Genomic DNA, 25,957 nt, shown 5'->3' with positions numbered 1-25,957 from the left:
AGTCAAAATCAAATTATGTCTTTTTTTATCGAAAAAATTAGAGAAGAACCGCAAACTCATATATTGATAATTGGTGTTGGTGGTTACCCATATCTTAATAATGGTATAAAGTCAATCCCACAGACTTTTGAAGGAGCCCAAATGTTGGGTCAATTGAGTTCGCCTCCCGTTTCTGCTGAAGCATTTTACAATGCGGTAATGGATCTTGATGACCAAGAAGCGTGGATCAGGTCAATTGGCAGTGTGGAAGTATTGATTTCACCTTCACCAAATGGCAAACCTGTATTCCAAAGTCACTCACCAGATGTTGCAACTTTAGCTAATATCAAAAAATCTTACAGGGAATGGAAAAAGCGATGTGACAGTAATGTAGATAATGTAGCCATTTTCTTTTTTTGCGGTCATGGTCTTGAGAAAGGCGAACATTACCTGCTTGCAGAAGATTTCGGAGAAGTCCCTGAAGCTCCATGGGATGGTTCTTTTGCCTTCGATATGACACGACGTGCTTTTTTCACTTGCAAGGCGAGAACGCAGCTTTTCTTCGTTGATGCATGCCGGCAGTTAACTTCGGATATGCTAACTACCGATCTGCCAATGAACCCTATTGAACCGCCAAGCATATTAGCGAAGGACTGTACTTATAATCTTACTCAAAAAGCATCAGCGGCAAATGAAAGTGCTTATGGTAGGAAAAATGAGGTGTCCTATTACACTAAAGCACTTATCGGCGCATTGCTGGGAGATGCTGTGAGCAATGATTCCAGTGAATGGTGTGTGGATACCGGCCGTATTTCTTCCCAGATGAATTCATTTTTACAGAAGGTGGCTCCCGGTGAGGGATATCCTCAGCGTTGCATAAGTACTACAAGTGATGTTACAAACATAATTCGTTTTAAAGAAACTCCTGAGGTGCCACTCAGGGTCACTTGCGCACCAGAGTCGGCGCTTCCATTGGCGGAATTATCTTACCTAAACCTTGATACCAACCAGGGGGAAACGAGGGCACCTTTGAATACACCATGGGATACTAAAGTAAAAGCTGGTATATATAAAGTACAAGCACATTTTTCAACCGGGCAGTTCGAACCTGTTTTTGTACATAAAAACTTTATGCCTCCTGCTGCTTTACAAATTTTAAACTGTATGCCATGAATACCATCCCTCAATACACTGGAGAATTGAAAATAGATATTGAAACACACCACAGTGATTCGGAATCGATACCAAAACAATTACAAATATTAGGTACCGATCTTAGCGTAAAGGAATCTTATTGGATGGAAGGTAAAACGTGGAAAAAAGAATTGCAGCCTGGTGTGTACCTAGTTCGTTTAAACTTGGCATCAGGCAAACGACTGGAGGAGATTGCGGAGATATCGAATGGGCATGAGACTAAGCTTGACTTTAATATTGGGAAGTTTAGCCCGAAAGAAACTCAGGAATGGATGTACCTCACAAAGGGGACTGCGGGTGAAAATCCAGTTGGTAACTTCAGGAACCACCACAAAACGATAAAGTTCCAAGAAATCACAACTACCAGATGGGTATTCGAAGAGGGTACATGGACCAGCGAGCCTGAAAAAGTGTTAGGAAATCTCATTATTGACACAGTGGGGGAGTCATACCAATTATATGTACCTAATGCCATGCACTTGCTGGAAATAGGACGAAAAGGTAAGCCGTCCACTTTTATATGTCTTCCATCATCCCATTCCCTAGACTTTATGATAAAAATAGCAGAAGATCCTAATGGAGTGGTAGGTGATCTTGATATCTCTTGTTCCACCAAAAACAAGGTGGCGCAGGTGTTGCTTTCGTTGATGAATAGTGGAGATATAAATAAAGGTAAATCGTTATTTGGAGCGGAGGATGCAGAACGACTTTTATATCAAAAAATGGTTGATCCTGTTGGAGCAGCGATAGGTGGCTATTTTCTTCTTAAAACAGGGGAATTGGATCGTATGCATAATTGGGCACAAAATCTTGCCAACAGGTTTCAATGGATGCCCGATGGAGCGGTTATCTATGGATGGCAGTTGATCCGTGAGGATTCAAAACCCGAGAATATTAAATTGATCCGTACGCAATTAATTGAGGCTATTAATAGGGGTATACCGATCTATACGGAAGGTTTGCGATTATTGTACGAAGGTCTGATGATGCTTTCTTTTGAATTTAAACATAAAGATCTTCCTGTTGAAAATGCCCTTGCTCGGGTTAAGAAATATTTGAATGCAGCAGACCTAAGCCAGGAAAATACAAGTTTTACAGGATTTTTTCCCGATTTACCCAGAGACCGTAATCCTGAATCATCTGGAATGTTACGTAAAGTTGAAAGAATAAATCCAAACTAATGTCTTGGCTTATGATATTTAATATTAATTTTCTCCCAGCACGCTACGGTGATAGCATCTGGATCGAATACGGAAATGCTCAAAATCCAAATATTATCCTGATTGATGGTGGTACAGGTGGTACGAAGAAGGAAATCAAAGAATTGATTAAGTTTCTTCCCGTAAACAAGAAAATTGAACTGCTGGTGATCTCGCATATTGACCGCGACCATATAGAAGGAATTTTAAAATTGTTACAGGAGGATAATCTCGACTTTACCATTGGCAGTATATGGTTTAATGGCTGGAACCATCTTCCACAAAACCCTGATGACGAATTTTTCGGTGCAGTACAGGGAGAAAAACTTACTGCTGCAATATTGGATCACAAGTTAAAATGGAACGACCAATTTGGGGGGAAAGCGATTGTAGTTCATGAAAATGCTCCTTTGCCTGAAGTAATACTAAAAGATGGTATGAGGATAACCTTGCTTTCACCTACAGTTGAAAATCTCGCAGACTTGCGGGATAAATGGCAAGATGAAGTGATAAAAGCAAACCTGGCACCAGGATATGGATATAAAAAACCTAAAGACAATAGTATTGAACAATTTGGCAGTCCACTACCAGATGTTGATGAACTTTGCAAACATGCATTTCATGAAGATGATTCCGTAGCTAATGGCAGTAGCATTGCTTTTTTGGCAGAGTTTGAAAATAAAAAAGTGTTGTTTGCCGGCGATTCTTTCCCGAGTGTTATTCACAAATCACTGAACAGATTAAATGAGGAAAATGTGGAGGTCGATCTTGTCAAATTATCTCATCATGCGAGTGCTCAAAATACCAGTCCTGAATTGATTAATAAACTTGATTGTAAAAAATTTGCAATCTCTACCAATGGAAGCATATATCAACATCCCTCACAAACAACCATTTCCCGCATTATTAAAATGAAAGGCCCGGGAACCCAGCTATTCTTTAATTATAAAACGGATCATAACCGTTGTTGGGAAGCAGGCAGTTTAAAGGAAAAATATAGGTACACTGCAACATATCCCCAAAGTGAAGGAATAAAACTTTCACTTTTATAATAGTTAAGCATAAATGTTTTTGATTCGTGCCCATAATGAACTGGTGATCGATTTAGCAGCTTGCAAAAATGAAATGCAAGTGATCGATAAACTTCATGAAAAAAGGGATTTGGTGGATGGAATTTTTTTAAGGCTTTTCATGGATACTGAACAAAATAATTTAGTCAAACAAAAAATAAAACCATCTCAGCGATTCAATGAGGTTACTAAATTGGTGCAGGAGCAGTATACCAGGAATTTAATTGATGAGTACCTGCGTACGCCAGAAGAGTATATTCCTTTTTTTGTAAGACCTGTAATTAGGGTACTGATACTCGAATACTCTTTTAATTACATCTCTTCGTTGCTCGTATATTATGAAAATGATGTAGTGCAGACAAATCACATCATTGAACGCTTTGGTATGCTAATCGGCATAGCAATAGATTACCTCTTTTATGTGGAAAATAAAAACTTGATCAAAGAAATGTTGTATGCTGGACCTTCATTTTTCATCAACTCTCTCGATTTACTTAATAAAAAAACCGCAGATGACAGCTCGTTTAAACATAAAAGCATTTATCTAATTCAATTAATAGCAGATTATAAGGGTCGCTTTCCTATTGAGCAAATTATTGATCAAAGACTGATCGTTTTGCTTAACACCTTTTTTTCAATCGACAATGAGGAAGAAAAAATAGCAATAATACAAAAGGCACTTTCGATAGCAAAGAATGAAAGTTTACCGGTAAAAGCGAATTTACAGTATATTCTCGGGTCTTCTTATCTTAATAGATTAGTCGGTTTACGTTCTGATAACTTGCGGGAAGCAATGAATTGTCTGAATAAGGCCTTGCAATTTTACACGAAGCAAGAAGATATTTATAAGTGGAGCGCTCTTCAAAATGCAATGGGAAGGGTTTATGTCTTTTGGCAAAAAGGGGTAACGTCGGAAAATATCGAAAAGGCGATTGAATTTTTCAATAATGCTCTAGAAGGATTTACCAGAGAAACAGCACCGTACGACTGGGCCTTGCAACAAAATAATCTGGGAAGTGCATACCTGGAAAGAATGAATGGGAACAAGCGAACTAATATTGAGCGTGCAATTGAATATTTTCAACAGGCGCTCACTATTCAAACATCGGATGACACGCCAGATGATTGGGCAATGACTATGATGAACCTTGGCGACGCATTTAATAATAAGTACGGAGCAGAAAGATCTGATGATGCCCAAACGGCTATCGGCTTTTATGAGAAGTCGCTGACTATATATACAAGGGAAGGTAAACCTGTTATGTGGGCGAAAGTAAAAACTAAGCTTGGGGATGCCTATCATACAATGGCAACAAATAATCGATCTGAGAATTTAAAAAAAGCATTTGCCCATGTAAGTGATGCACTAACCGTACTAAAACCTTCTTCAGCACTTCAGGAATGGGTAATTTCCCAGTGCACACTTGCTAGAATTTTTATTGACAGAATTGACGGCGAACGTATTGAAAATATTGAGCAGGCAATTGCACTTTATGAAAGTGTTTTGCATGTTGACACAAAAGAGCAGTCACCATACAGTTGGGCAATTAACAGTCTGAATTTAGCGCATTGCTACCGGGTACGTTTACGTGGCAATCGGTTAGAAAATCAGGAAAAGGCAATTGCGAATCTGCACCTGGCATTGCAAGTATTGAATAAAAAACAATTTCCGATAGACTGGGCATCTGTTCAACATCTTCTGGGAATCATTTATTATGAGAGGATTGCAACAAATAAAGCTCTAGATTATGAAAAGGCGATAGGATGTTTTGAATCAGCATTGGAAGTGCGAACGAAGGAAAATGTGCCTAACAGTTGGATCGAGAGCTTGAACAGCCTAGGCAATACTTACCGGAAGCGGGTCCTAGGAAATCCAATACAAAATATTGAGAACGCAAAAAGGTTTTTTTTGCAAATTTTACAAAGCATAAAAGTAAAGAGCAACCCTATGCTTTGGGCAATAGTGAACTACAACGCTGGTTTAACTCATAGGGACAGTCTCAAGGGTGATAGTAAGGACAATTTTGCTCAGGCCATTGACTTATTTAAAAAAGCATTGACAGTTCATACTCCCGTTATGAATCCAATAGAGTGTTTCAAAACTGCTGTAAACCTGGGTAAACTCTATTATTCCATGCACAAATATGCTGATGCGAAATCCACATTAGAACTCTGTCATCAGTCGATTGAAAACATGCGAGCTCAGAGCATACGTGAAATAAGCCGAATGCAACTCGCCTCCGAATCGGAAAATGTGTATGAAGTACTTGTTGCATCGTGCCTTATGACCGGTAATATTGATGATGCATTTTATTATACTACAGCAGCCAAAGCTCGCTTGTTTACTGATAAAATGGGCGGTGAAGCGAAAAAGCCTATAGAGGTTATTGAAACCAATCCTGAATTTACGGAAGCATTAGCTATCATAAGTAGTTTACGCTTCGAAATTGATAGATTGACTAGTCAAAGGCACCAATATCAGGACTTCTTGTCTTCTGCGAATGGAAGCATTGGAAACAGTCCTGCAGAAATTGTAGCGGAGAAGCGAAGAGTTTTGGCCAAAGCTCTGGAAGAATTATTTTATAATTTTCCCCAATTACAGTTAAATGATGCTGCACCTATTGCAAAGCCTGAAGCGGTGAAAAAACTTTCAGCTAAGCTGGGCAATATACCGCTGGTGGAGTTCTATAAAAGTATTATTGGCTGGGGTGCGTTTATCGTGGTAAAGAATTCAATTGTTCACATCGAATTGGAAGGCGTCTCCAAAGAATTGGTTGAATCAATTGTTCACACCATGCTTGAATATGAACATGGAGTAATAGTAGGAAAATCTCCAGAATTATTTATTAATCAGCTTGCCATTTCTCTGGGTGATTTATACAACCATTTCCTGCGTCCACTAGAAGTTTATTTACCTGCAAATGGACCACTAGTTTTGGCTGCATCTCACGATCTTCACCTGCTTCCTTTCACAATTGCCTATGATCAGACACGTCATAAATACCTTGTTGACCAATATACCATAAGTTTTATGCCAAGTCTGGGCGCGCTTGAAAACCTTCACAGGAGAATGGAGTTGAGTAAGTCTTATTCAAAAGATTTGACAATGTTGAGTGTTGCTTATTCAGCGAAGGACACTGCAATACCTTTGAATTATGCGATGAAAGAGGCGAAGGAGGTTGCCTCACATTATCTTCCTGAGCCGCACTCAGTGTACCTATATGAGCAAGATGCAACGCCGGTGAAAGTCCTCGAAAACTGCCACAATCGCCAGTTCAATACGGTGCATTTCTCCTGTCATGGACAATTCAACGTGAATGATCCTGCTAATTCCGGCTTATTACTTAAAGGAGGGATGTTGACAGTGGAGCGCATTGCTACTGAACTTAGACAGAAACAATTCCCTATGATCATTCTTAGTGCGTGTCAATCCGGCATTTCATTATCTCAGGATGGTGATGAATCTATTGGATTGATCCAATCCTTCTTCAATGCTGGTGCAGGGAGTGTTATCTCAGGTCAATGGTCGGTAGAAGACAGGGCAACTCAAGTGCTTTTCGGGCAGTTTTGTGAAAACCGAAAGACGATGAACGGAGCAGAATCATTACGGCAAGCCATGATTACAATCAAAAAAAATCAGCAATGGAATTCTCCTATATATTGGGGGGCGTTTAAAATGATGGGATTGAGTTGAGAAAAATATGGGGGATTTGCAACTCAAGCTGACATATATGACGCAGAATATTTATGGCGATAAGAGGATTATACTAAAAATATGGTAATTGACCCAAAATCATTAACAGTAAATTGTTTAATAGAGAAAGTAACTGTGAAATCAGAGAAGGACAATTTATGATATCGCTGCTAACTTAAAGTATCTTTTAACCTGTCTTGCTGCCAATACTCCTTTATTAATAAAATTTGGCTCCATTTCTTGTCTTCAATAAAGAAATATGATAGTTAAATTAGCTTGCTTAAATCTTTTAATCTTCTACTTCCAGTTTTAGACTTCTGCCTCTTCACCACAACATTCTTCATAACCATCTTCTACCTATTCCAGTTTCTCAAAAAATAAATCCCCCTTTAGGCGTAGCCAAACATTGGATTTTGGGACTGGGTGAAATTTGTAATTCCACCCTTTTATCATTTCCAATATTTTATTAGTAAATATTGAACCCTTCTCAGCTTGAACCTGAAAGAAAAACCTCATATCATCCCCAACCTTCCAACTTTGAAACCTCATAACCTTCTAACCGATCTACCCTTACCTCTCCACCACTACCATCTTTCCCACCGCTTCCCTCCCATTCCAAGCCTGCAGAAAATATATCCCTGAAGGGGATGCGGACAGATCGATGATGGTTTCCGAGGTTTGGACTTGTTTGTGGAAGAATGAGGTTATATAGATGGAGTATAAACCCCCAAATTGATCCTTCATCCAAGAAATATAACCCTCCCCCTAAAACCAAAAAACCATTGACCCTTTTCGGCCAATGGCTTTTCTTCATTTATAAATCTTCGGAATCTCTAATTTTTCAATCCTTTCAACTTTGAAACATTAAAACCTTGAAACTTCCTTAGAAATCTTCCAATTTTTCAATTTTCAAATCTTTCAATTCACAATCTTAATACTCCCACTACTCACTTTTCCGGTGACGGTGCTGGAGGCGCCATTGTTGAGGTTGAGTTTGTCGTCAGAATCCTGTTCCCCTACCCTCACGCTGCCGCTGTTGGCTTTGAGGTCAAAATTAAAGGCCTTAAGGTCAGAAGATGTCTGAATGTTGATGCTACCGGAGTTGGCCTGAAGCGAAGTCCTGCTGCCCAATCCTGAGTTTTCGGCATTGATGTTCCCCGAACTGGCGGTCAGGTCTCCCAATTCCGTGACGTTGATGAACTTCATGCTGCCGGAGTTGACTTTGCCATCCACGACACCTTTGACATCTTCCAATTTCAGACTTCCTGAGGAAGCGACCGCATCGATATCTCCCACGACTTCCTTGAGTTCAATACTGCCGGAGTTGACCTTGGTGTTGACCTTTCCGGTCAGCGCTTCTCCTTTGATACTTCCTGAGGAAGCATTGAGGTTGATGACCCCGACTTCAAGCGCGGTGGCTTTGATACTGCCGGAGTTGACTTTCAGGTCGATGACGTCGTGAACGACATTGAGGACTTCTATCGAACCCGAGCCGTTGACAAAGTTGAGTTTGATGTCTTCAGGGCCGGTCAGGCTGATATACCCCTCTGTCTGATTGCCAAAGTTCCAACCTATGTCCTGGTCACCAATCACTTCGATGGTGAGTTTGGAACCTGATTGGCGGTAGGTGATTTCTATACCCGAACTCTCTGCGGCTTCAAGAAAACCGTTGAGGTAAACGTCCGTTTCTCCTGATTTTCCCTCGTACGTCACTTCGAGGTACTGTCCTTCGAGTTCTATTTCTTTGACACCTTGGAAGGTTTCTTCATAGTCGTGGGTGACGGTTTTCTCCGGTGCACCGCAGGATGCAAGGAGAAAACCGCTTCCCAATATCAAGCCTATTGATTTGATTCCCTTATACATTGTCGCCTGTTTTGGTATTGACATTAGGGAAATAGTTGGTATTGTTAGACATCATGGACAGCGTCTCATGTGCCACCTTGATGTTGTATTCGTAAGCAAGACTTTTGTAATTGACCAAGTCTACAATGGTACCGATAAAACACAATCCCAGGGTCAGGATGTAGAGGATACCCAATCCGATCTGTCCGAGGATAAAGCGGTGGAGTCCGGCAAATCCGAAGAAACCGAGCAAACAAAGGATCAAAACCATTTGGTTGTCTTTTCTTCTGGCGCGATACACTTGGGCAAAAAGATTTGCCTGATCGTCATCCATATTTTTCAGGATTCCCTGAATGTAACCCAATTCCATACCTTCAAGCTCCGGAAGGTGTCTCAATACATTAGCCATAGTGATTAGTAGTTTTTAAGTGTCTGATTAATTCGAAAATTCGGTAACCGATCGCACCAAAGGCAAACATGGCTAGCGGATGCATGGACCACGATGCTGCAATGTCCCCTTTGGTCAGCAGACTCATGGCCCGCCCTAATCCACATCCCGGACACCAATGGAAGCCTAGGTTCTCCAAAGGGCAAAGGGTGAAATGTTGGGCGCCATAAGGGTCAATGAACAGGATGCCGATAAGGGCTCCGATCCAAAAGACCAATTCCAAAGGGAATGTGCGGATGAGGGTACCGATTCTTTTCATTTGAATCTGAAAGTACGAAAAGAATGCCATAAGGTAAAAAGCGCGATTTTAACCTAAATTAACGTGTTCAGAAAATGTCCTGACACGCACACGGACAAAAAAGTGTTCGGTTATGGACGCTTGGAGACCGGGATGTTTAACCTGAGTTCTTTGCCGAATTGGTTTTTACTTTGTTCCAAAAATTGGGTCCTGGTTTTGAGATACGAGGGATTTCCTCCGCTTTGTTTCAAAAAGTTAAAATCCAACACCAAAGCATAGACACTTTTGGGGAGTTTTGCTTTTTCTTTGATCCCCAAAACACCCGCCACTTCCTTTCCTACAAAATAGGCGACCAAGGTTTCGGAGAGTGAAGACAAGGCGGAATCGGGAATGGACTTTTCATAAAAACCGAGCAAAGACCTGATCAAGGTATTTCCGGCTTCCGAAGGTCGGACGTGGCGTTTGCGGATGAGTTTCTCCAATTCAAAGGATTCCTTGGCTGTTTCCGGCCAATAGGCTATGTCAATTCCCAAATAATGGCCGATGATTTTCCAATAATGCAAAACAGCTTCATGGGTTTCCAAACCCGGGAATCGGTTGAGCTTCTCCATTCCCCGCATCACCAACAGGCTAAAGGCAAGGTTGGTACCGATCATATCTTCCTGATTGATGGGCAATCCCCAATCCGGATTCCAGTCTTTGGCGTACTTGGAAACAAAATACCGGCTGAAGGCATGGATCAACCTCACCTTCGCAATGGTCAACAACGACTTATTCTCTTCGATAAAGGTTCCGGGAACAAAACAATCCAACAGGAACAAGGCAGTCTCCGAAAGCCGCATACCCACTTCATCGGTGATTCTTTTGGAGCGGACCAGGACTTGGGCACCGTCTGCAAAGGCATAGCAATAAGGCAAAGAATAAAAACCCAAAAGGGAAAGGTAGAGATTTCCTTCTTTGTCAAAAAAGTCCTGCGAAGTTTTGATTTTTTCAGGGGAAATAAAATAAGGCTGAGTATGAAAAAATTGAATAAAGGATTTCAATTCTTTCGGAAAATCAACCGATTCTTCGACGGTGGGAAGAACTTTCCAATAATTGATTTTTTCGCACCAATCAGGTTGGTTCACCAAAAAACCAACAGCCTGATCTGCCAAGCGATCACCGCTTAACCTGAGCACATTCAGATTTTTATTGGTATATAAACTTAATTTTCCCACCTTAGTCTAACCCTGATTTTGTAATTTAGTTTCCGAAAACTTATGCTTATGCGTCTCAAATTACGATTATCCTTTATCTCGCTCTGTATTTTACTGTCAATCAATGCTTTTGCTCAAGGCAGTTTTGACTTGATTGCCATAGATGTCAAAAAATCGGGTGGAAAATTGATTCTTGATTACAATACTTTAACCTTGATTACCGACCGGCCATTGTATGACAATCAGCCTGCTTTTATCAATGACATCCAGATGGCTTTTTCGGCAGTCGACGAAAAGGGAAACAACGACATTATCATTTACAACTTTGAGAAAAACAAGTTTACAAACCTCACCAAAACGGCAGACAGGAATGAATTTTCGCCTTCCCTGACTGATTGTGGCCTGTATGTGTCGGCTGTGACCGTCGAACCGGACGGCAAGCAGCGCCTATGGCTGTATCCCACTAATTTTGGGGAACCGGAGTTGTTGTACGACGACATCGAACCGGTAGGTTATTACGATTGGTATGACAATAAAGCGGCTATGTTTGTCCTCGGCCAACCCAATAAACTCGTCTATCCTTACAGCAAATCCGAGTTATTCACGATCAGTGAGAACATCGGTCGCTCGGTGAAGAAACGACCAAAGACCAGCATCATCACCTATATCGACAAAAACGTCAGCAAAGAAGTTGACGGAGTGAAATCCTATGCCATCAAAGGATTTGATATTGAAAAAAGAGCTTATGTCGATTATGGTTTCACTTTCCCCGGTTCGGAGGATTTCATTTGGCTGGATAACCAGCTTCTCCTGATGGGTAAAGGAAATGACCTGTATGTCAGAAAAGCGGAACAAACGGATTGGGAAAAAGCCGGTTCCATCATCCTGGAAGGCTATCAAAACATTACCCGAATGGCCTATTCGCCTGATTTGAAGAAGTTGGTGGTGGTGATGGAAAGGGTAAAGAAGGATGAAGGAGGAAGGTAGAGGGAGGAAGGAAGTAGGTGACATGGGAGGATTTGACGGATGACGGATGACGAATGTTGGGGCTGTTGAATAAAAATAGAATTGGCATAGAAATTAAGATTTCATGGATTAAAGTTCCGTGAAATTGCCTCTCCTAATCAATAATGCCCAAAACATTGTATTCCTATCCTTGTCATTTCGACCAGAGGGAGAAATCTTAGAGAAGTTGGAGGTTGGGAAGTGGGAGGATTTGACGGATGACTGATGACGGATGACGGATGTTGGAAGCTGTTGAATAAATAAAGAATTGGCATAGAAATTAAGATTTCCGGGATTAAAATTCCGTGAAATTGCCTCTCCTAATCAATAATGCCCAAAACATTGTATTCTTATCCTTGTCATTTCGACCAGAGGGAGAAATCTTAGGGAAGTTGGAAGTTGGGAGGTGGGAGGATTTGACGGATGACAGATGACGGATGACGGATGTTGGGAGCTGTTGAATAAAAAATGAATTGGCATCGAAATTAAGATTTCTGGGACTAAAGTTCTGTGAAATTGCCTCTCCTAATCAATAATGCCTAAAACATAGTATACCTATCCTAGTCATTTCGACCAGAGGGAGAAATCTTAGAGAAGTTGGAGGTTGGGAAGTTGGGAGGTGGGAGGATTTGACGGATGACGGATGACGGATGTTGGGAGCTGTTGAATAAATAAAGAACTGGCATCGAAATTAAGATTTCAGAGATTAAAGTTCCGTGAAATTGCCTCTCCTAATCAATAATGCCCAAAACATAGTATACCTATCCTTGTCATTTCGACCTTAGGGAGAAATCTTAGGGAAGTTGGAAGTTGGGAAGTGGGAGGAATCATTTTTGAACAAAGAATTGAGTACCAAGTACCAAGCTATATTCCATCAGCAATTCAAAACAGCCAGTATTTTTTTGACTCATTCCCCGGTTCAGCAAGGATAATGAGAACACAAACACCTGAAAGCATCAAGATCCCGACAACCAAAGCCACCAAGACAAAGGTTTTGAGCGCATCGATTACCCTGACTTTTGCTTGGGCTATCTGTTGTAACTTAATCTCTTGATACTTGGCTTTTGGAAACTCCACGGTGGGCGCAGAAGAAGTAATGTAACCGGAAATACTCTGATTGGACCTTTTGTCTACCAGAAAATAAAACTCTGAACTGTCCACCAACCGGATATAGTATTCCTCGTCTTCCTGAAAAGCAAGCAAGGTATCAAAGTTCGAAAAAGAGACGTTTTGAGATAAATCGTAAGTCTGGGACAAGTCCTCATACCTGGTACAGGACATCCAATAAAATCCAAAAAAAAGGAGGAGAATTCTAAGTTTGGAGCCCATGGTTCATGTTGTTTGATTACATGATAAAATTAGAAAGAGGGCATTACTTGGATATGGCATTCCAAATTTTAAATAATTGATTTGAACCACAGTGATTTTTTATTTTATTAAAAATCACTTTCACCTATTATTTCATTGGAATGTTCACTGATTTTCATCTAAAATAGAATCCAACACCTTTAAAAGAAAAAAAGAAACCTTCGATTCCTTCGGTGATTTTGGTTAAAAAAGTAACTTGTCTAAATAAGACACAAGATGCAAGACTGATTCCTCTAAAACAATGAAAACCCGACAACGCGAAGCTGATAACCCGACAACGCGAAGCAGACAACTCGACAACGCGAAGCGGATAACTCGACAACGCGAAGCAGACAACAATTACAACCAGTACAACAATTACAACCACTACAACAAATACAACACCTACAACAAAGAAAAAACCATCCTCGTAGTCACAAGAATCCTCCTAAACAATGTACTACCTCAGCCAAATCCACCTTCCTTCAGGACCGCAAACCCACTTCCCTTTTACCTTACCGGCATTCAGGGAGTTAGGTTCCATGTCATTTACTACCCCTATCACAGTTTTTGTCGGGGAGAATGGTTCAGGCAAATCTACCCTGCTTAAAGCATTGGCAATCAAGCTTAACCTTCCTGCCATCGGAAGCAATGATTTGGAAAGGGATGAAACTTTGGAAGGAGTAAAAGCATTCGGTGAAGCCATCATAACTTCTTGGAAGAAGAAGGCTTATCGGGGGTTTTTCTTTAGGGCGGAGGACTATTTTGGATTTGTAAAGCGTCTCAGGAATATCGACCAAGAATTCAAAGGAGACATTGTGGATTTTGAAAAGCAATTGAGCGGCACAGGCTTGAAGTTGGCCGTCGGCGCGGTCCATGGTCAAAAGGAAGCTTTGCTTCGCAAGTACGGGGACCTGACAGAAGTCTCCCACGGAGAGGGATTTTTGAAAGTATTGCAGGGAAGGTTACAGGCAGAAGGAATCTATCTGATCGACGAACCGGAAGCGGCGCTCTCGCCACAGCGGCAGTTGGCCCTTTTCTCATTGATCAAAAATCTCTCAGAAAACCACGGTTGCCAGTTCATCATCGCCACCCACTCTCCTATTTTGATGACTTTACCCAATTCGACGATTTATCAGTTTTCGGAAAATATCCAAAAGGTCAATTACGAAGACACCGAGCATTTTACCATTCTGAAAAACTTCCTCAACAACCCTGAGGCATTTTTGAGGTATTTGTAGAAGCCATTTTTTTATTTTCAGTGGGTACAATTTTCCCAAACTCAAATTAAGTATCCGCATCCGATAAAGTCACCTATAAGCCCAAAGTGCAACATGGCGGATACCCATATCAATAAATATCCAATATCAATAAATATCGGATTTGATAAAGAATTAGCCTAAGAAGTCAGCAACTGCCTTCAATCCTTTTTATCCCCAATAAATCACGGAACCGTCATCACATACTCATAGGTACTTTGCAGCCCGAGTGGAATCCCCAATGTCCAATAAATCAGCAAGAACAAAGTCCAGGTTACCAATAGCATAAGGGAGTAAGGAATCATCATTGAAACGAGGGTTCCGATCCCGGTGGACTTGACATACCGCTGACAGAATACCACAATCAGTGGAAAATACGGCAGCAAAGGGGTAATGATATTGGAAACCGAATCCCCAACACGGTAAGCTGCCTGCGTCAAATCAGGGGATATACCCAGCTGCATCAACATCGGCACAAATATAGGACTGATCAAGGCCCACTTCGCAGAAGCCGACCCTACCAATAAATTGACCAAGGATGTCAAAATCACAATGCCTACGATGGTAATTTGGGAAGGCAGATTCAATGACTGAAGGAAATTGGCACCTTTCAAAGCCGTCAGTGCCCCGATATTGGATTTGCCAAAAGCATCAATAAACAAGGCACAGAAAAAAGCCATCACGATATAGTACGCCATACTTCCCATGGCTTTGCTCATGGAAGCGACCATATCTTTCATATTCTTGTATGTCCCTGCCGCAAAACCATAGAGCAATCCGGGAATCCAGAATAATATAAAAATCAAAGGCACAATGGATTTCATCAGCGGCGCATCCCTTGAGGTAATCTCACCTGTGGCATCCCTCAATGCCGAGTCCTGTGGATAAGCCCAAAAAAACAAGCCAATAACACACAGAAACATGATACCAAATGCTAGCCAAAATGCGCTTTTTTCCCTGTTGTTCAGGACTTCTATCTTTGGAATGTCATGTAGATTATTATCTACGATTACATTCTTGTTCAACCGTGGTTCTACCACCCGGTCAGTCAGGAACCAGACAACCGCGATGACCACAAGACTTGAAAGGCCTGTAAAAAAGATATTGTTCAACGGATTAAGCACAATCTCCGGATCGATGATCTGTGCTGCGGATTGGGTAAAACTCTGTATCAGCGGATCAATGCTCGAAGGAATAAAATTGGCGCTGAATCCTCCGGAAACTCCCGCAAAAGCCGCCGCAATGCCTGCAAGTGGATGTCTTCCGGCTGCATAGAAAATCACGCCCCCCAGCGGAATCACCAATACATACCCCGCATCTGCGGCAGTATGGCTGATAATGGCCACCAAAACCAAAATCGGTGTAAGCAACATTTTGGGTGTGACTCCCAATAAAAATTTCAAACCCGCATTGATAAATCCGGAATGTTCAGCCACCCCTACTCCTAACATCGCCAGCAACACCACTCCCAAAGGAGGAAAATTGATAAATACGCCGGTCATATTCGCAAAGAAAGCCGCAAACTGCGTTCCGGTAAGGAGGTTTTGTATTCGTAGCTCTCCCCCGCTTCTCGGGTCTACAGCGCCAAAGTCAATCGGTGATAGCAAGGCGGAAAGCACCCAGGTAAACAGCATCAGGATCAAAAAAAGAATTGCAGGATCGGGAAGCTTGTTTCCTGCTTTTTCAATAAAATCCAAAAATCTGTCCAAAAAGGTTTTGGGTTTTTTCTCAATATTGGTCATAAACAATTAAATTGGGTTTTGATAAAAATAGTAAGCTTTTGCAATTTTCATATCATTCTTCTCCCTCTTTCTCTGTTTTAAGATGTCAATCAATCTATTTTCCCCTCCAAAAGAAATACAAGACGAATTGGATGCTTTCCGCGGATTTTTGGACTATACCATCCCTGCCAAAAAACTGGACAAGAACGTCCTGATCTGCACATGGAATATCCGGATGTTTGGCGATATCACCATGAAATGGCAATCCGAGGAAAATGACTCCCCAAAAAGAGATGCCCATGCCCTGCTTTGTATTGTCGAGATCATCAAAAGATTTGACATCATTGCGGTTCAGGAAGTGCGGGGAAACTTCAAAGGATTAAGGGAAACCATGCACCTGTTGGGTTCAGACTGGAGTTTTTTGATGACCGATGTCACCGCAGGATCAAAGGGAAACAATGAAAGGCTTGCCTTTATCTTTGATACCAGGAAAGTAAAATTGTCCGGACTTGCCTGCGAGATCGTCATTCCCGATGAGGTTTTGGAGAAAAACAAGGAAATCCATACCGATGCCCTGAAGCGCCAATTTGCGAGGACTCCATATGGGGTGAGTTTCAAGGCCGGCAAAAGTACTTTTGTGTTATTGACCCTCCATGTCCTCTTTGGTTCAAAATCAAAAGATCGGGTTGGGGAGATCCAAGCCATTGCCGACTGGATTTTGGATTGGTCCAAAGAGATGGCCTCTTGGAACCATAGCCTGCTGACTTTGGGGGATTTTAACCTGATGCGAAAGGGAGATCCGACCTTTGATGCTTTCATTTCTACCGGACTTTTTATCCCCAATGACCTTCAGGAACAGGACAGGACCGTTTTCAAAAAAACCAATACATTCTACGACCAAGTGGCGTGGTTTGAAAACAACATCAACCTGAAGTATGTGCAGGGAGGGATAGTGGATTTTCGCGACCATGTACTCAAGGATAGGAACTATACAATTTCTCAATTATCTTTCCGCCTTTCTGATCATTTTCCACTTTGGACTGAATTTATTACCCAATAAACAACCCTATGATAACCTCAAAAAAATACTTCTTCACTGCAATCCTAGCTGTCATTTTCATGAGCAACGCCCAATCCCAAGAATTTGACAGAGGAAGTGTCGTTGCCAAAAACGCAGAATTGGTCAAAGTAGGTGAAGGCTACAGCTTTACGGAAGGACCGGCAGTACACCGCACAGGTGATGTCTATTTTACAGACCAACCCAATGACAAAATTTACAAATGGTCAGCGACAAGAAATGAAGTGACTCTTTTCAAAGAAGGTACCAAAAGGTCCAATGGGATGTATTTTGATAGAAGAGACATTTTGATTTCCTGTGCGGACCAGGAAAACCAACTGATCGCCATAGATGACAAAGGGAATGCAAAAGTCCTGATCGAAAACTTCAAAGGGAAAAAACTGAATGGACCAAATGATGTCTGGATTGCTCCAAATGGAGGCCTGTACCTCACCGACCCTTTGTACAAAAGACCTTGGTGGACCGGAAGAAGTCAGGAAATGGAGCAGGATGGCGAGCATCTTTACTATTTGGCGCCGGACAGGGTTCAGTTTTTTAGGGTAGACGAAAATCTTGTCAAACCAAATGGCCTGGTCGGAACACCCGACGGCAAAAAATTGTATGTGGCCGATATTGGTGACAACAAAACCTACGTCTATGAAATCGAAGAGGATGGCTACCTAAAAAACAGGAAGTTATTCTGTGAAATGGGATCAGATGGAATGACCATCGACAACAAAGGAAATGTCTACCTCACAGGAAAAGGTGTCACTGTTTTCAACCCAAAAGGTGAGCAGATTGCCTACATCCCCCTTCCTGAGAGATGGACCGCCAATGTGGTTTTTGGTGGAACTGAGCGCAATACCCTGTTCATTACCGCCACCGATAAAGTATATACCCTCGACATGAAGGTGAGAGGTGTTTGGTAAAAGGGATTAAAAATTGGAAAACCCCTGAATTTGACCACAGTCCACGGTCGACTGTCGACTGTGGACTGTGGACTACTACCACATAATCTCCCCTATACCCATTCCCTTAAGGTAAGCATTGGCTTTGGAAAAATGGCCGCATCCCAAAAAACCCCTGTGTGCCGAAAGCGGACTTGGATGGGGTGCATGGAGTTTGAGATGCTTGTCTTCATCAATAAATGCCGCTTTCTTTTGGGCATAAGCCCCCCAAAGCATAAAGACGATATTCTGCCTGCTAGCAACAATTTTCCTGATCACAGCATCTGTGAAAAGCTCCCAACCTTTGTTTTGGTGAGATCCTGCCTGATGGGCACGTACCGTAAGGGTGGCATTCAACAGCAAGACGCCCTGATCGGCCCATTTGGTCAGGTCACCATGGGGAGGCATAGATTGACCAAGATCCCGGTTGATTTCTTTGAAAATATTGAGCAAGCTGGGAGGAAATGGAATACCTTCTCTCACAGAAAATGAAAGCCCATGCGCCTGACCCGGTCCATGATAGGGATCTTGACCAAGGATGACTACTTTCAGTTTCTCTATAGGACAATGGTCAAAGGCATTGAAAATCTCTTTACCTTTAGGATATATCACCTCGTTCTGGTATTCTGATTTTACAAATCCTGCCAGATCAATGAAATATGGTTTTGAAAATTCCTCCTCAAGAAGATTTTTCCACCCCGTTTCAATTTTTACATCCATTTTTGTATCGTATTAATAAGATAATTTGGAATTAAGGCAAAGTTTTCGAATTTTTAAATCCCAATAAAAAAAAACAAATGGTTACAGCTGTTACCCAAGGAATTAAAGTCACTGTTGAAGTCACCTATCAGGCAGAATTTTCAAGTCCCCACCAACATCATTATGTATTTACCTACAAAGTAAATATAGAAAACAACAGTCCGCATACCATACAGCTGATGCGGAGAAAATGGGAGATTTTCGATGCCGGTGATGCTGCCAAAACTGTTCAGGGTGACGGAGTAGTCGGGCAACAGCCTATCCTTGAGCCGGGGTACGTACATGAATATGTGTCGGGCTGTAACCTAAAATCAGGCTTGGGAAAAATGAGGGGTTCTTTTTATATGGAAAAGTTGTTTGACGGAAAAGTTCTTGAAGTAAAAATTCCTGAATTTCAGTTGATTGCGGATATCTTCGACAATTAAACTTGAAGCAGCAGTTATATCCATTCCTCTCCTTTTTGCGTTATTGGCTGGTCAAAGAAGACCAGTTTGCGATTCAGTCGCCTTTTGTTTTTGATATTTACAACGGCCTCTTGGGCCATCTCCAACAGTCAAAAAATGAAGACCTCGAGTTTGAGGAATTCAGAAAAGTCCTTCTTGCCAACCATGAAACCTGTGAAATCGAGGATTTTGGAGCCGGTTCCAAAAAATTGACTTCATCTACAAGAAAGATTTCTTCAGTCACCAGATACAGTACCAGCACCCGCAAATTTTCACAGCTTTATCAATTTTTTTGTTCCAAAACTCCCGCCCAGAACGTTTTTGAATTGGGAACATGCGTCGGGGTCAATACCCGCTATTTGGCCAAAGCTACCAAAGGCACTTTATTTACTTTTGAAGGTTCGGTTGCGCTTTGGCAAAAGGCCCAGGAATTCCAAAAACCCCAAAACACACATTATGTATTGGGCAATCTGAAAAATTCTCTTCCGTACATATTAGAAAAAAACCATCCTGTAGATTTCGCACTTTTGGATGCCAACCATACTTACCGGGCTACCGTCGATTATTTTGAATTGTTGCTGCCAAAAATCAAAGAAAGCAGCATCCTCGCCATTGCAGATATCCATTGGTCAAAAGAAATGAACCAAGCTTGGGAAAAAATAAAATCCCATCCTCACGTGGTCATCAGCTTGGATTTTTATGAATGCGGCATTTTGTTTTTTGACAAAACCCTCACCAAATCCCACTATATTCTACACTATTGATTTTTTCTGCAAAATGAAAAACAATTCCTGCCCTTGCCTTGGCGGAATGGAGTTATAACATGCCTCCATTCGGATTATATTGAATTCATGTTCAAACAATGCCCTGTATTCCTTCCCATCCCCTCCAAATGGGGGACCCTGATTCTCAAATTGTCGGTCAAACAGCAGTCCGACCAATTTTCCTCCAGGCTTTAGCAATGCGCTCATCTTTTTCACATATTCAGGCCGGAGTGAAGGCTGCAGGGCGCAAAAAAATGTCTGTTCCAAGATCAGGTCATACTGACCCGAATGGTCAAAAAAATCGGCATGGTGGATTTGGCTTTTGGGAAAACCACCGTGCTTTAGTTGAAATTTCTCCAAAGGATAGGACGAAATATCTAAGATATTAGTGTTTAAAAACCCCTTTTCAAGCGCGTATTGGGCCTCATAGCCATTTCCTGCACCTGGAATAAGTAGTTTTAACCAAAAATTATCAATTTGGTCTAAATATTGCTTAATTGGTTTCGTAACTTCACCTACATCCCAACCAATGGAATTGTGTTGATATCTCAAAGTCCAATAATCTTCCCCAAGGATATTTGACATAAAATTCATTAATTTTAATATTTCTACAATTTATTCATCTATGGAAACTACTCCACAAAAAAACACCAAAAATGACAATGGAAAAAACATCCTGATCATTGTCTTATTGATCCTCATCATTGCCAGCGGAATCAAACTCTACACCGACCATCTTGACAAAACAAGAAAATCCGAAGAGATCCTGATGCTTTCAGAAGAAAACAACGAGCTCAACAGGAGGATCGATTCTATGAATTACCAGCTTGATCTCAGGATCCAGGAAATTACAAAACTTGGTGGCGATATCGCTGCTTTGGAAGAAATCAAAGAACAACTTACACGTGAAAGGAGCTTGGATAGAAAGAGATCTTCAGATGAAATCGCAGCCCTGAACCAAAGGATTGCTTCTTTTTCCAAAACCATCGAAGAAAAAGACCAGGAAATCATCAGGCTGAGGGAAGTCAACGAGCAGCTGTCTACTGAAAACAAAGACTTGAAAACTACCCAATCCCAAATTCAGGAGGAAGTCGCCCAATTGAATGTCAAGCAAAAAGAACTCCAGGAAAAGGTAAACATCGCCGCAAGATTGCGGGCAGAAAACATCACCATCGCCGCCGTCAATTCCCGCGGTAAAGAAAGAGAAGACGGATTCAAAAACAGACAATTGGAAAAACTGCGGGTGACTTTCAACCTAGCCGACAATAAAGTTGCTGAAAAAGGTACCCGTGACATTTATGTGCAGATCATGGCTCCCAACAACCAGCCAATATTTGATGTTGCCAAAGGCTCAGGAACATTCTCCATCGATGGAAGAGAAGAATTCTATACGGTACACCAAGACATCATCTTTGACAATTCCAAGCAGACTCTGACCTACTTCTATGAAAAAGGGACCAAATACAACCCCGGAGTATATGAGGTCAGAATTTATTCTGATGGATATCAGATTGGAAGCAAGACATTTGAAGTGAAATAATACGGTATTTTGTAGCTTATATTTGGAATCAACAGGACAAACTGCTACTTTTGCGGTCTGTTTATCAAAAATAAGCTTAAATAAAAAAATCATGTTCCAAAAAAATTATGAAACGGTATTCATACTTACTCCCGTTTTGTCTGAAGTTCAGATGAAGGATACCGTAGACAAGTTTGTTAGCTTGCTAAAAACTGAGGGAGCAGAAATCATTAATGTTGAGAATTGGGGTCTTAAAAAAATGGCCTACCCTATTCAGAAAAAAAGCACAGGTTTCTACATTTTAATCGAGTACAAAGCAGATCCGTCTGTCATCAAGAAATTGGAAATTGAAATCAGGAGAGACGAAAAAATCCTTCGATTCCTTACTACCGTTCTTGACAAGCACGCAATCGCTTATGGAGACAAAAGAAGAAAAGGTGAATTTAACAAAAAAACTGAAGCAAAGGAGGAGCCTGTAGCATGACACTCAAAAACGAACCCATCAACAGAAACGATAACAGAAAAAAATACTGTCGTTTCAAAAAAAGCGGTATCAAATATATCGACTACAAAGACCCTAACTTCCTTTTGAAGTTTGTCAACGAGCAGGGGAAAATCCTTCCAAGAAGATTGACAGGGAATTCAGCCAAGTTTCAAAGAAAAGTGTCCAACGCCATCAAAAAGGCAAGACACTTGGCATTGATGCCTTTTGTAACTGACGGTTTGAAATAGTACATCTTTGTTCATTTATCTTAAAACAGTATTACAATGGAAGTTATTCTTAAAACAGACATAAAAGGACTTGGATACAAAAATGACATGGTCGAAGTAAAGCCAGGTTATGGTAGAAATTACCTCATTCCTCAGGGATTTGCGGTTTTGGCTACAGGTTCCAACAAAAAAATCCTTGCCGAAAACGTAAAGCAAGCTGCCCACAAAGCAGAGAAAATCAAAACCGCCGCTGAAGAATTGGCAGCTAAAATCGCTGAAATGACTTTGGAAATCAAAGCAAAAATCGGTGAATCAGGTAAAATCTTCGGAAAAGTAACCACTTTGCAGATTTCTGATGCTTTGGCTACCAAAGGGGTGGATATCGACAGAAAGAAAATTTCCATCAACGTACCTGTTCATGGTGCAGGAGAATTTCAGGCTGAAGTCGACCTTCACAGAGAAGTCAAATGCAAGGTTAACTTTGTGGTGGTAGCTGAGTAAGCAACATCAAAAAATATCTTAAATAAAAAAGGCTTTCATTTAGAAAGCCTTTTTTGTTGGGTATTGGTTAATTCAAAGCAATTTTTTCTAGATCCTCTACCAATTTCTTGGCAACTGCCTTGCTGTTTTCTTCTCTTTTGGCTTTCAACAATTCCAATGCTTCTTTGCTTTTGGCAATGACACCTACAGGATTGTTGTCATATTGGAAGCTGTTCCAGCACCAAGACAACTCAGCATGAAGGTTTTCACCTAAGTTTAATTTTTCAAGCTTTTCCAAAGTGGAGACGATGGTTTTTTCAGAAATTTTTACTGACATGATTATAATTGTTTTGTTAAATAATGTAATTGCTTTTTTCAAAATTCGTTGCAAAACAATATATAATTTTCTATAAATACAAAATAATCAGCCATTTAGTATCATTAATTTAAATAACAATCGATTTCGTAATAGAGGCTAAGCCCATATTTTTAATTGTAGTGACTATATTTAGGACAACTTGTCAAAGTATGGAGAGAAAGCAGTCAATAGAAGAGGAATTTGCCAACAGCATCACCCACGGTTTTGGAATACTGTTCAGCATCATTGCAATTGCTTTATTGGTGACTTTTTCTGTACTCAATGGAACCGGCATCCATATTGTCAGCTGCAGCCTTTTTGGGGCTTCCATTTTGCTGTTGTATACATTTTCCACCCTTTATCATGCATCTCCCCAAGGACCCATCAAATCGTGGCTGAGAACCTTTGACCACATCGGCATCTACTTCCTGATCGCAGGTAGCTATACTCCCTTCTTGTTACTGGCAGTAAAAGGAACTTTGGGATGGGTATTCTTTGGGATTATCTGGGGTCTGACGCTATTTGGAATTGTCTTCAAAATTTTCTTTACCCATAAATTCCAAAAAGCTTCCCTGATTCTTTATTTGGGCATGGGCTGGATGGCTGTTTTCTTGATCAAACCGCTGCTGAACACTTTGGGCACCCCCACCCTTTTCCTGATAGCGGCCGGAGGAATCAGCTATACCCTGGGTACCATTTTCTATACCAGGCCCCGGATGCGGTTTGCCCATACCATCTGGCATCTTTTTGTACTCGCAGGGACAATTTTACATTTTATAGCGATCATGAACATGATCTTGGTGGACAACCTGTAATCTTTTTGGACTGACATTAAAGCATTTAAATTGCATCCTCGAAAAATCTTCTTGCACCGGCTTGCATAAAAAGGAAAGTACCCCTACATTTGTGACACCTTTTGAAAAAGAGGAGATTTTAGCAGAAAATTGGCCGATGGTGTAACTGGCAACACGTCTGATTTTGGTTCAGAAGAGTCCAGGTTCGAAACCTGGTCGGCCAACAAAAAAGCAGCTCAAAAGGCTGCTTTTTTTATTTTCAGCCAAACTGATTTCACTTGCCAAATAACCTTACTTCCCGCTTTCCCTAAAATTCACTTTATTTGCAACCTCATCAATCCCATTGAGATGTCAGCATTCGACGATATCAGACCCTATTACGACACAGAAGTAAATGACGCAATCCGGGAAATTCTCAGCCACCCGATGCTCAAGGCCATTATGAATTTCACTTTTCCGGAAGAAAAAGACGAATATTGGAAAACCCTGATGCTCCATTGCCATTCTATCAGGGATTTTCAGATCAACTTTATCTATCCTGCCATTCAAAAAGTCCTCGAGAAAAGTTCAAGCGGACTGACCACTTCCGGGTTCGAAAAACTGGAAAAAAATACATCCTATCTTTTTATATCAAACCACAGGGACATCATCCTCGACACCTCCCTGCTCAATGCCTCTCTATACGAACACGGGCTTCGCATGACTACCTCTGCGATAGGCGATAACCTGGTCAAAAAACCCTTCCTTAAGACCCTCGCAAGGTTGACAAGGAGTTTTATCATCAAAAGAGGTCTCCCGTCAAGGGAATTGTTGGAAAGTTCCAAAACGATTTCTGCCTTTATCAGACAGTCTCTCCTCAGAGAAAACCGGTCTGTTTGGATAGCACAGCGCGAAGGCCGTACCAAAGACGGCAACGACATGACGCACAAGGGAGTACTCAAAATGATCGGGATGGCGGCAGATCCCGGAGAAAATATCCTGGATTATTTCAAAAGAATCAATGTCGTTCCGGTAAGCATTTCTTATGAATATGATCCGACTGACGTCCTCAAAATGCCTGAATTATTGGCCAAAGCCAGGTCTGAGGCCTATGTAAAAGGAGACAACGAAGACTTCAACACCTTGCTGAACGGGATAATTGGACAAAAAAGGGGTATCCATATCCACATCGGAGATGTGCTGACAGACAAGATAGACCACATCTCCCAAACAGTCCCGGGAATAGTCCGGCAAATCCAGGAGTTGACGGACCTGATCGACCGTCAGATCATCCTAGGTTACAAACTTTGGCCTACCAAATACATCGCCCATGACCTTCTTCACGGGACAAATCAATTTGCTGATAAGTATACTTCCGAAGAAAAGGAATTATTCGAAAGGCGTTTCAGAAAAGGCGTTGACCAGAATGACCCGGTTGCCGTAAAGAGTTTCCTTGCCATGTACGCCAATCCTGTAGTGAATCAAATGAAAATTAGAGAATGAATCTTTAATGGTTTGAAAGCAAACAGGATTTTCTCATTCCTAAGAAAAAAATGCCAAAGTAAACCTCAAGACCCTGAAGGATTTTTCTTTCAGGGCTTTTTTAATCATAACGGTCTCAAAAACCAAACCTTGACACAGTTAATTGAACAGTCTCCTACAGGGATTTTTTACCGAATCCCTCCCTTTACATGGCTTTCCCCTACCCCTCCGCTATAGTTCCCCTATGGTTCCCCCCACCTTCCCTTATAGAAACTCCGACTCTAAGCTATAGATACTCCGTCCCCCACTTACCCCTGACCTATACCTGAAGTACCATCTTACCCTCCTCCATTGACACATTCATTCTTCAATTCCACATCTTCTTTTCAAAATCTTCTTTCCTTTATTTCAATTGTTAGTACATTTAATAACCCATTCAAGCTTTTCCTTTTTCCATTAACCAATCGGAAGT

Annotated in this window: 27 protein-coding genes and 1 tRNA gene; 18 read left to right on the top strand and 10 right to left on the bottom strand. The window is 41.3% G+C overall.

Annotation, left to right across the window (positions count from 1 at the left end; translation table 11 throughout):
* Window positions 1–15 precede the first annotated feature (15 nt).
* From DQW11_RS14680 to DQW11_RS14665, 4 genes are read left to right on the top strand one after another with little or no spacing between them, the layout of a single operon-like run.
* Window positions 16–1,152, top strand: coding sequence for a caspase family protein (locus DQW11_RS14680; RefSeq protein WP_113924804.1), 1,137 nt, complete (start codon window positions 16–18; stop codon window positions 1,150–1,152).
* Entirely contained in the window at window positions 1,149–2,354 is a 1,206-nt protein-coding gene (locus DQW11_RS14675) for a hypothetical protein (protein ID WP_113924803.1), read from the top strand. Before DQW11_RS14680 ends, DQW11_RS14675 begins: the two co-directional genes overlap by 4 nt.
* Before the next feature lie 11 nt (window positions 2,355–2,365).
* The gene (locus DQW11_RS14670) at window positions 2,366–3,424 is read left to right on the top strand and encodes a ComEC/Rec2 family competence protein (protein WP_113924802.1); all 1,059 of its coding nucleotides are present in this window, start codon (window positions 2,366–2,368) and stop codon (window positions 3,422–3,424) included.
* Window positions 3,425–3,437: 13 nt separating this feature from the next.
* Window positions 3,438–7,136, top strand: coding sequence for a CHAT domain-containing tetratricopeptide repeat protein (locus DQW11_RS14665; RefSeq protein ID WP_113924801.1), 3,699 nt, complete (start codon window positions 3,438–3,440; stop codon window positions 7,134–7,136).
* Between the two features lie 517 nt (window positions 7,137–7,653).
* On the opposite strand, the gene DQW11_RS14660 is transcribed toward DQW11_RS14665, so the two are convergent.
* The 5 genes from DQW11_RS14660 to DQW11_RS14640 form a co-directional block, all read right to left on the bottom strand.
* Window positions 7,654–7,950: a hypothetical protein gene (locus DQW11_RS14660; protein WP_113924800.1), complete on the bottom strand. Its 297-nt coding sequence runs from the start codon at window positions 7,948–7,950 to the stop codon at window positions 7,654–7,656.
* 104 nt (window positions 7,951–8,054) lie between these two features.
* Entirely contained in the window at window positions 8,055–8,999 is a 945-nt protein-coding gene (locus DQW11_RS14655) for a DUF4097 family beta strand repeat-containing protein (protein WP_113924799.1), read from the bottom strand.
* Complete coding sequence (locus DQW11_RS14650) at window positions 8,992–9,387, bottom strand: TM2 domain-containing protein (protein ID WP_113924798.1); 396 nt, start codon at window positions 9,385–9,387, stop codon at window positions 8,992–8,994. Before DQW11_RS14650 ends, DQW11_RS14655 begins: the two co-directional genes overlap by 8 nt.
* Window positions 9,380–9,685, bottom strand: a complete 306-nt coding sequence (locus DQW11_RS14645) for a DUF2752 domain-containing protein (protein WP_113924797.1) — start codon at window positions 9,683–9,685, stop codon at window positions 9,380–9,382. Before DQW11_RS14645 ends, DQW11_RS14650 begins: the two co-directional genes overlap by 8 nt.
* 110 nt (window positions 9,686–9,795) lie before the next feature.
* Window positions 9,796–10,881 (bottom strand): oxygenase MpaB family protein, encoded by a 1,086-nt coding sequence (locus DQW11_RS14640; protein ID WP_113924796.1) that lies wholly within the window; start codon window positions 10,879–10,881, stop codon window positions 9,796–9,798.
* A 48-nt stretch (window positions 10,882–10,929) separates the two neighbouring features.
* On the opposite strand from DQW11_RS14640, the gene DQW11_RS14635 reads away from it, so the two are divergent.
* Window positions 10,930–11,847, top strand: coding sequence for a hypothetical protein (locus DQW11_RS14635; RefSeq protein WP_113924795.1), 918 nt, complete (start codon window positions 10,930–10,932; stop codon window positions 11,845–11,847).
* Window positions 11,848–12,747: 900 nt separating this feature from the next.
* Here the strand turns inward: DQW11_RS14635 and DQW11_RS14630 are convergent.
* Entirely contained in the window at window positions 12,748–13,194 is a 447-nt protein-coding gene (locus tag DQW11_RS14630; protein ID WP_113924794.1) for a hypothetical protein, read from the bottom strand.
* Window positions 13,195–13,474: 280 nt separating this feature from the next.
* Here DQW11_RS14630 and DQW11_RS22410 point away from each other — a divergent pair, with 280 nt between their 5' ends.
* The gene (locus tag DQW11_RS22410; protein ID WP_198669905.1) at window positions 13,475–13,822 is read left to right on the top strand and encodes a hypothetical protein; all 348 of its coding nucleotides are present in this window, start codon (window positions 13,475–13,477) and stop codon (window positions 13,820–13,822) included.
* A complete protein-coding gene (locus DQW11_RS14625) occupies window positions 13,755–14,453 on the top strand; it encodes an AAA family ATPase (RefSeq protein ID WP_198669910.1) in 699 nt (232 codons plus the stop codon). The genes DQW11_RS22410 and DQW11_RS14625 overlap by 68 nt, the downstream gene beginning before the upstream one ends.
* 203 nt (window positions 14,454–14,656) lie before the next feature.
* Here DQW11_RS14625 and DQW11_RS14620 read toward each other — a convergent pair whose 3' ends face one another.
* Window positions 14,657–16,213, bottom strand: coding sequence for an AbgT family transporter (locus DQW11_RS14620; protein ID WP_113924792.1), 1,557 nt, complete (start codon window positions 16,211–16,213; stop codon window positions 14,657–14,659).
* Window positions 16,214–16,295: 82 nt separating this feature from the next.
* Here DQW11_RS14620 and DQW11_RS14615 point away from each other — a divergent pair, with 82 nt between their 5' ends.
* Both DQW11_RS14615 and DQW11_RS14610 read left to right on the top strand, forming a co-directional pair.
* Window positions 16,296–17,252 carry an endonuclease/exonuclease/phosphatase family protein gene (locus DQW11_RS14615; protein ID WP_113924791.1) on the top strand — a complete coding sequence of 319 codons (957 nt, stop codon included), beginning with the start codon at window positions 16,296–16,298 and terminating at the stop codon, window positions 17,250–17,252.
* A gap of 8 nt (window positions 17,253–17,260) precedes the next feature.
* Window positions 17,261–18,178: an SMP-30/gluconolactonase/LRE family protein gene (locus DQW11_RS14610; RefSeq protein ID WP_232826755.1), complete on the top strand. Its 918-nt coding sequence runs from the start codon at window positions 17,261–17,263 to the stop codon at window positions 18,176–18,178.
* A gap of 75 nt (window positions 18,179–18,253) precedes the next feature.
* On the opposite strand, the gene ung is transcribed toward DQW11_RS14610, so the two are convergent.
* Window positions 18,254–18,916 (bottom strand): uracil-DNA glycosylase, encoded by a 663-nt coding sequence (gene ung / locus DQW11_RS14605; RefSeq protein ID WP_113924790.1) that lies wholly within the window; start codon window positions 18,914–18,916, stop codon window positions 18,254–18,256.
* Window positions 18,917–18,993: 77 nt separating this feature from the next.
* Here ung and apaG point away from each other — a divergent pair, with 77 nt between their 5' ends.
* Together apaG and DQW11_RS14595 are read left to right on the top strand one after the other, a co-directional pair.
* Window positions 18,994–19,380, top strand: a complete 387-nt coding sequence (gene apaG / locus DQW11_RS14600; protein ID WP_113924789.1) for a Co2+/Mg2+ efflux protein ApaG — start codon at window positions 18,994–18,996, stop codon at window positions 19,378–19,380.
* Between the two features lie 2 nt (window positions 19,381–19,382).
* Entirely contained in the window at window positions 19,383–20,162 is a 780-nt protein-coding gene (locus tag DQW11_RS14595) for an O-methyltransferase (RefSeq protein ID WP_113924788.1), read from the top strand.
* On the opposite strand, the gene DQW11_RS14590 is transcribed toward DQW11_RS14595, so the two are convergent.
* The gene (locus tag DQW11_RS14590; RefSeq protein ID WP_113924787.1) at window positions 20,151–20,747 is read right to left on the bottom strand and encodes a methyltransferase; all 597 of its coding nucleotides are present in this window, start codon (window positions 20,745–20,747) and stop codon (window positions 20,151–20,153) included. The genes DQW11_RS14595 and DQW11_RS14590 overlap by 12 nt on opposite strands.
* A gap of 40 nt (window positions 20,748–20,787) precedes the next feature.
* On the opposite strand from DQW11_RS14590, the gene DQW11_RS14585 reads away from it, so the two are divergent.
* From DQW11_RS14585 to rplI, 4 genes are all read left to right on the top strand, one after another.
* Entirely contained in the window at window positions 20,788–21,702 is a 915-nt protein-coding gene (locus DQW11_RS14585) for a coiled-coil domain-containing protein (RefSeq protein WP_113924786.1), read from the top strand.
* A 91-nt stretch (window positions 21,703–21,793) separates the two neighbouring features.
* A complete protein-coding gene (gene rpsF / locus DQW11_RS14580) occupies window positions 21,794–22,165 on the top strand; it encodes a 30S ribosomal protein S6 (protein WP_113924941.1) in 372 nt (123 codons plus the stop codon).
* Window positions 22,162–22,413 carry a 30S ribosomal protein S18 gene (rpsR, locus tag DQW11_RS14575; RefSeq protein ID WP_113924785.1) on the top strand — a complete coding sequence of 84 codons (252 nt, stop codon included), beginning with the start codon at window positions 22,162–22,164 and terminating at the stop codon, window positions 22,411–22,413. Before rpsF ends, rpsR begins: the two co-directional genes overlap by 4 nt.
* Window positions 22,414–22,449: 36 nt before the next feature.
* Window positions 22,450–22,893, top strand: a complete 444-nt coding sequence (gene rplI / locus DQW11_RS14570; protein WP_113924784.1) for a 50S ribosomal protein L9 — start codon at window positions 22,450–22,452, stop codon at window positions 22,891–22,893.
* A 67-nt stretch (window positions 22,894–22,960) separates the two neighbouring features.
* Here the strand turns inward: rplI and DQW11_RS14565 are convergent, their stop codons facing one another.
* The gene (locus DQW11_RS14565) at window positions 22,961–23,209 is read right to left on the bottom strand and encodes a hypothetical protein (RefSeq protein ID WP_113924783.1); all 249 of its coding nucleotides are present in this window, start codon (window positions 23,207–23,209) and stop codon (window positions 22,961–22,963) included.
* A gap of 191 nt (window positions 23,210–23,400) precedes the next feature.
* On the opposite strand from DQW11_RS14565, the gene trhA reads away from it, so the two are divergent.
* The 3 genes from trhA (at window position 23,401) to DQW11_RS14550 (ending at window position 25,506) form a co-directional block, all read left to right on the top strand.
* Entirely contained in the window at window positions 23,401–24,045 is a 645-nt protein-coding gene (gene trhA / locus DQW11_RS14560; protein WP_113924782.1) for a PAQR family membrane homeostasis protein TrhA, read from the top strand.
* Window positions 24,046–24,175: 130 nt separating this feature from the next.
* Window positions 24,176–24,248 (top strand) — tRNA-Gln (locus tag DQW11_RS14555).
* A gap of 124 nt (window positions 24,249–24,372) precedes the next feature.
* Window positions 24,373–25,506, top strand: a complete 1,134-nt coding sequence (locus tag DQW11_RS14550) for a 1-acyl-sn-glycerol-3-phosphate acyltransferase (protein WP_113924781.1) — start codon at window positions 24,373–24,375, stop codon at window positions 25,504–25,506.
* The last annotated feature ends 451 nt before the right edge of the window (window positions 25,507–25,957 follow it).

Source organism: Cognataquiflexum aquatile (assembly GCF_003316845.1).
In the GTDB taxonomy this organism is placed as follows: Bacteria; Bacteroidota; Bacteroidia; order Cytophagales; family Cyclobacteriaceae; genus Cognataquiflexum; species Cognataquiflexum aquatile.
This window is presented reverse-complemented; position numbering and strand designations above follow the sequence as displayed.

Excerpts from the sequence above, each read along its gene's own strand:
- rpsR (WP_113924785.1), top strand. The coding sequence starts at position 22,162 with ATGACACTCAAAAACGAACCCATCAACAGAAACGATAACAGAAAAAAA.
- DQW11_RS14675 (WP_113924803.1), top strand. The coding sequence starts at position 1,149 with ATGAATACCATCCCTCAATACACTGGAGAATTGAAAATAGATATTGAA.
- ung (WP_113924790.1), bottom strand. The coding sequence starts at position 18,916 with ATGGATGTAAAAATTGAAACGGGGTGGAAAAATCTTCTTGAGGAGGAA.
- DQW11_RS22410 (WP_198669905.1), top strand. The coding sequence starts at position 13,475 with ATGAAAACCCGACAACGCGAAGCTGATAACCCGACAACGCGAAGCAGA.
- DQW11_RS14660 (WP_113924800.1), bottom strand. The coding sequence starts at position 7,950 with ATGAAGAAAAGCCATTGGCCGAAAAGGGTCAATGGTTTTTTGGTTTTA.
- DQW11_RS14625 (WP_198669910.1), top strand. The coding sequence starts at position 13,755 with ATGTCATTTACTACCCCTATCACAGTTTTTGTCGGGGAGAATGGTTCA.
- DQW11_RS14655 (WP_113924799.1), bottom strand. The coding sequence starts at position 8,999 with ATGTATAAGGGAATCAAATCAATAGGCTTGATATTGGGAAGCGGTTTT.
- DQW11_RS14550 (WP_113924781.1), top strand. The coding sequence starts at position 24,373 with ATGTCAGCATTCGACGATATCAGACCCTATTACGACACAGAAGTAAAT.
- trhA (WP_113924782.1), top strand. The coding sequence starts at position 23,401 with ATGGAGAGAAAGCAGTCAATAGAAGAGGAATTTGCCAACAGCATCACC.
- DQW11_RS14565 (WP_113924783.1), bottom strand. The coding sequence starts at position 23,209 with ATGTCAGTAAAAATTTCTGAAAAAACCATCGTCTCCACTTTGGAAAAG.
- DQW11_RS14680 (WP_113924804.1), top strand. The coding sequence starts at position 16 with ATGTCTTTTTTTATCGAAAAAATTAGAGAAGAACCGCAAACTCATATA.
- DQW11_RS14585 (WP_113924786.1), top strand. The coding sequence starts at position 20,788 with ATGGAAACTACTCCACAAAAAAACACCAAAAATGACAATGGAAAAAAC.
- DQW11_RS14615 (WP_113924791.1), top strand. The coding sequence starts at position 16,296 with ATGTCAATCAATCTATTTTCCCCTCCAAAAGAAATACAAGACGAATTG.
- DQW11_RS14645 (WP_113924797.1), bottom strand. The coding sequence starts at position 9,685 with ATGAAAAGAATCGGTACCCTCATCCGCACATTCCCTTTGGAATTGGTC.
- DQW11_RS14610 (WP_232826755.1), top strand. The coding sequence starts at position 17,261 with ATGATAACCTCAAAAAAATACTTCTTCACTGCAATCCTAGCTGTCATT.
- DQW11_RS14665 (WP_113924801.1), top strand. The coding sequence starts at position 3,438 with ATGTTTTTGATTCGTGCCCATAATGAACTGGTGATCGATTTAGCAGCT.
- rplI (WP_113924784.1), top strand. The coding sequence starts at position 22,450 with ATGGAAGTTATTCTTAAAACAGACATAAAAGGACTTGGATACAAAAAT.
- DQW11_RS14630 (WP_113924794.1), bottom strand. The coding sequence starts at position 13,194 with ATGGGCTCCAAACTTAGAATTCTCCTCCTTTTTTTTGGATTTTATTGG.
- rpsF (WP_113924941.1), top strand. The coding sequence starts at position 21,794 with ATGTTCCAAAAAAATTATGAAACGGTATTCATACTTACTCCCGTTTTG.
- DQW11_RS14590 (WP_113924787.1), bottom strand. The coding sequence starts at position 20,747 with ATGTCAAATATCCTTGGGGAAGATTATTGGACTTTGAGATATCAACAC.
- apaG (WP_113924789.1), top strand. The coding sequence starts at position 18,994 with ATGGTTACAGCTGTTACCCAAGGAATTAAAGTCACTGTTGAAGTCACC.
- DQW11_RS14650 (WP_113924798.1), bottom strand. The coding sequence starts at position 9,387 with ATGGCTAATGTATTGAGACACCTTCCGGAGCTTGAAGGTATGGAATTG.
- DQW11_RS14635 (WP_113924795.1), top strand. The coding sequence starts at position 10,930 with ATGCGTCTCAAATTACGATTATCCTTTATCTCGCTCTGTATTTTACTG.
- DQW11_RS14670 (WP_113924802.1), top strand. The coding sequence starts at position 2,366 with ATGATATTTAATATTAATTTTCTCCCAGCACGCTACGGTGATAGCATC.
- DQW11_RS14620 (WP_113924792.1), bottom strand. The coding sequence starts at position 16,213 with ATGACCAATATTGAGAAAAAACCCAAAACCTTTTTGGACAGATTTTTG.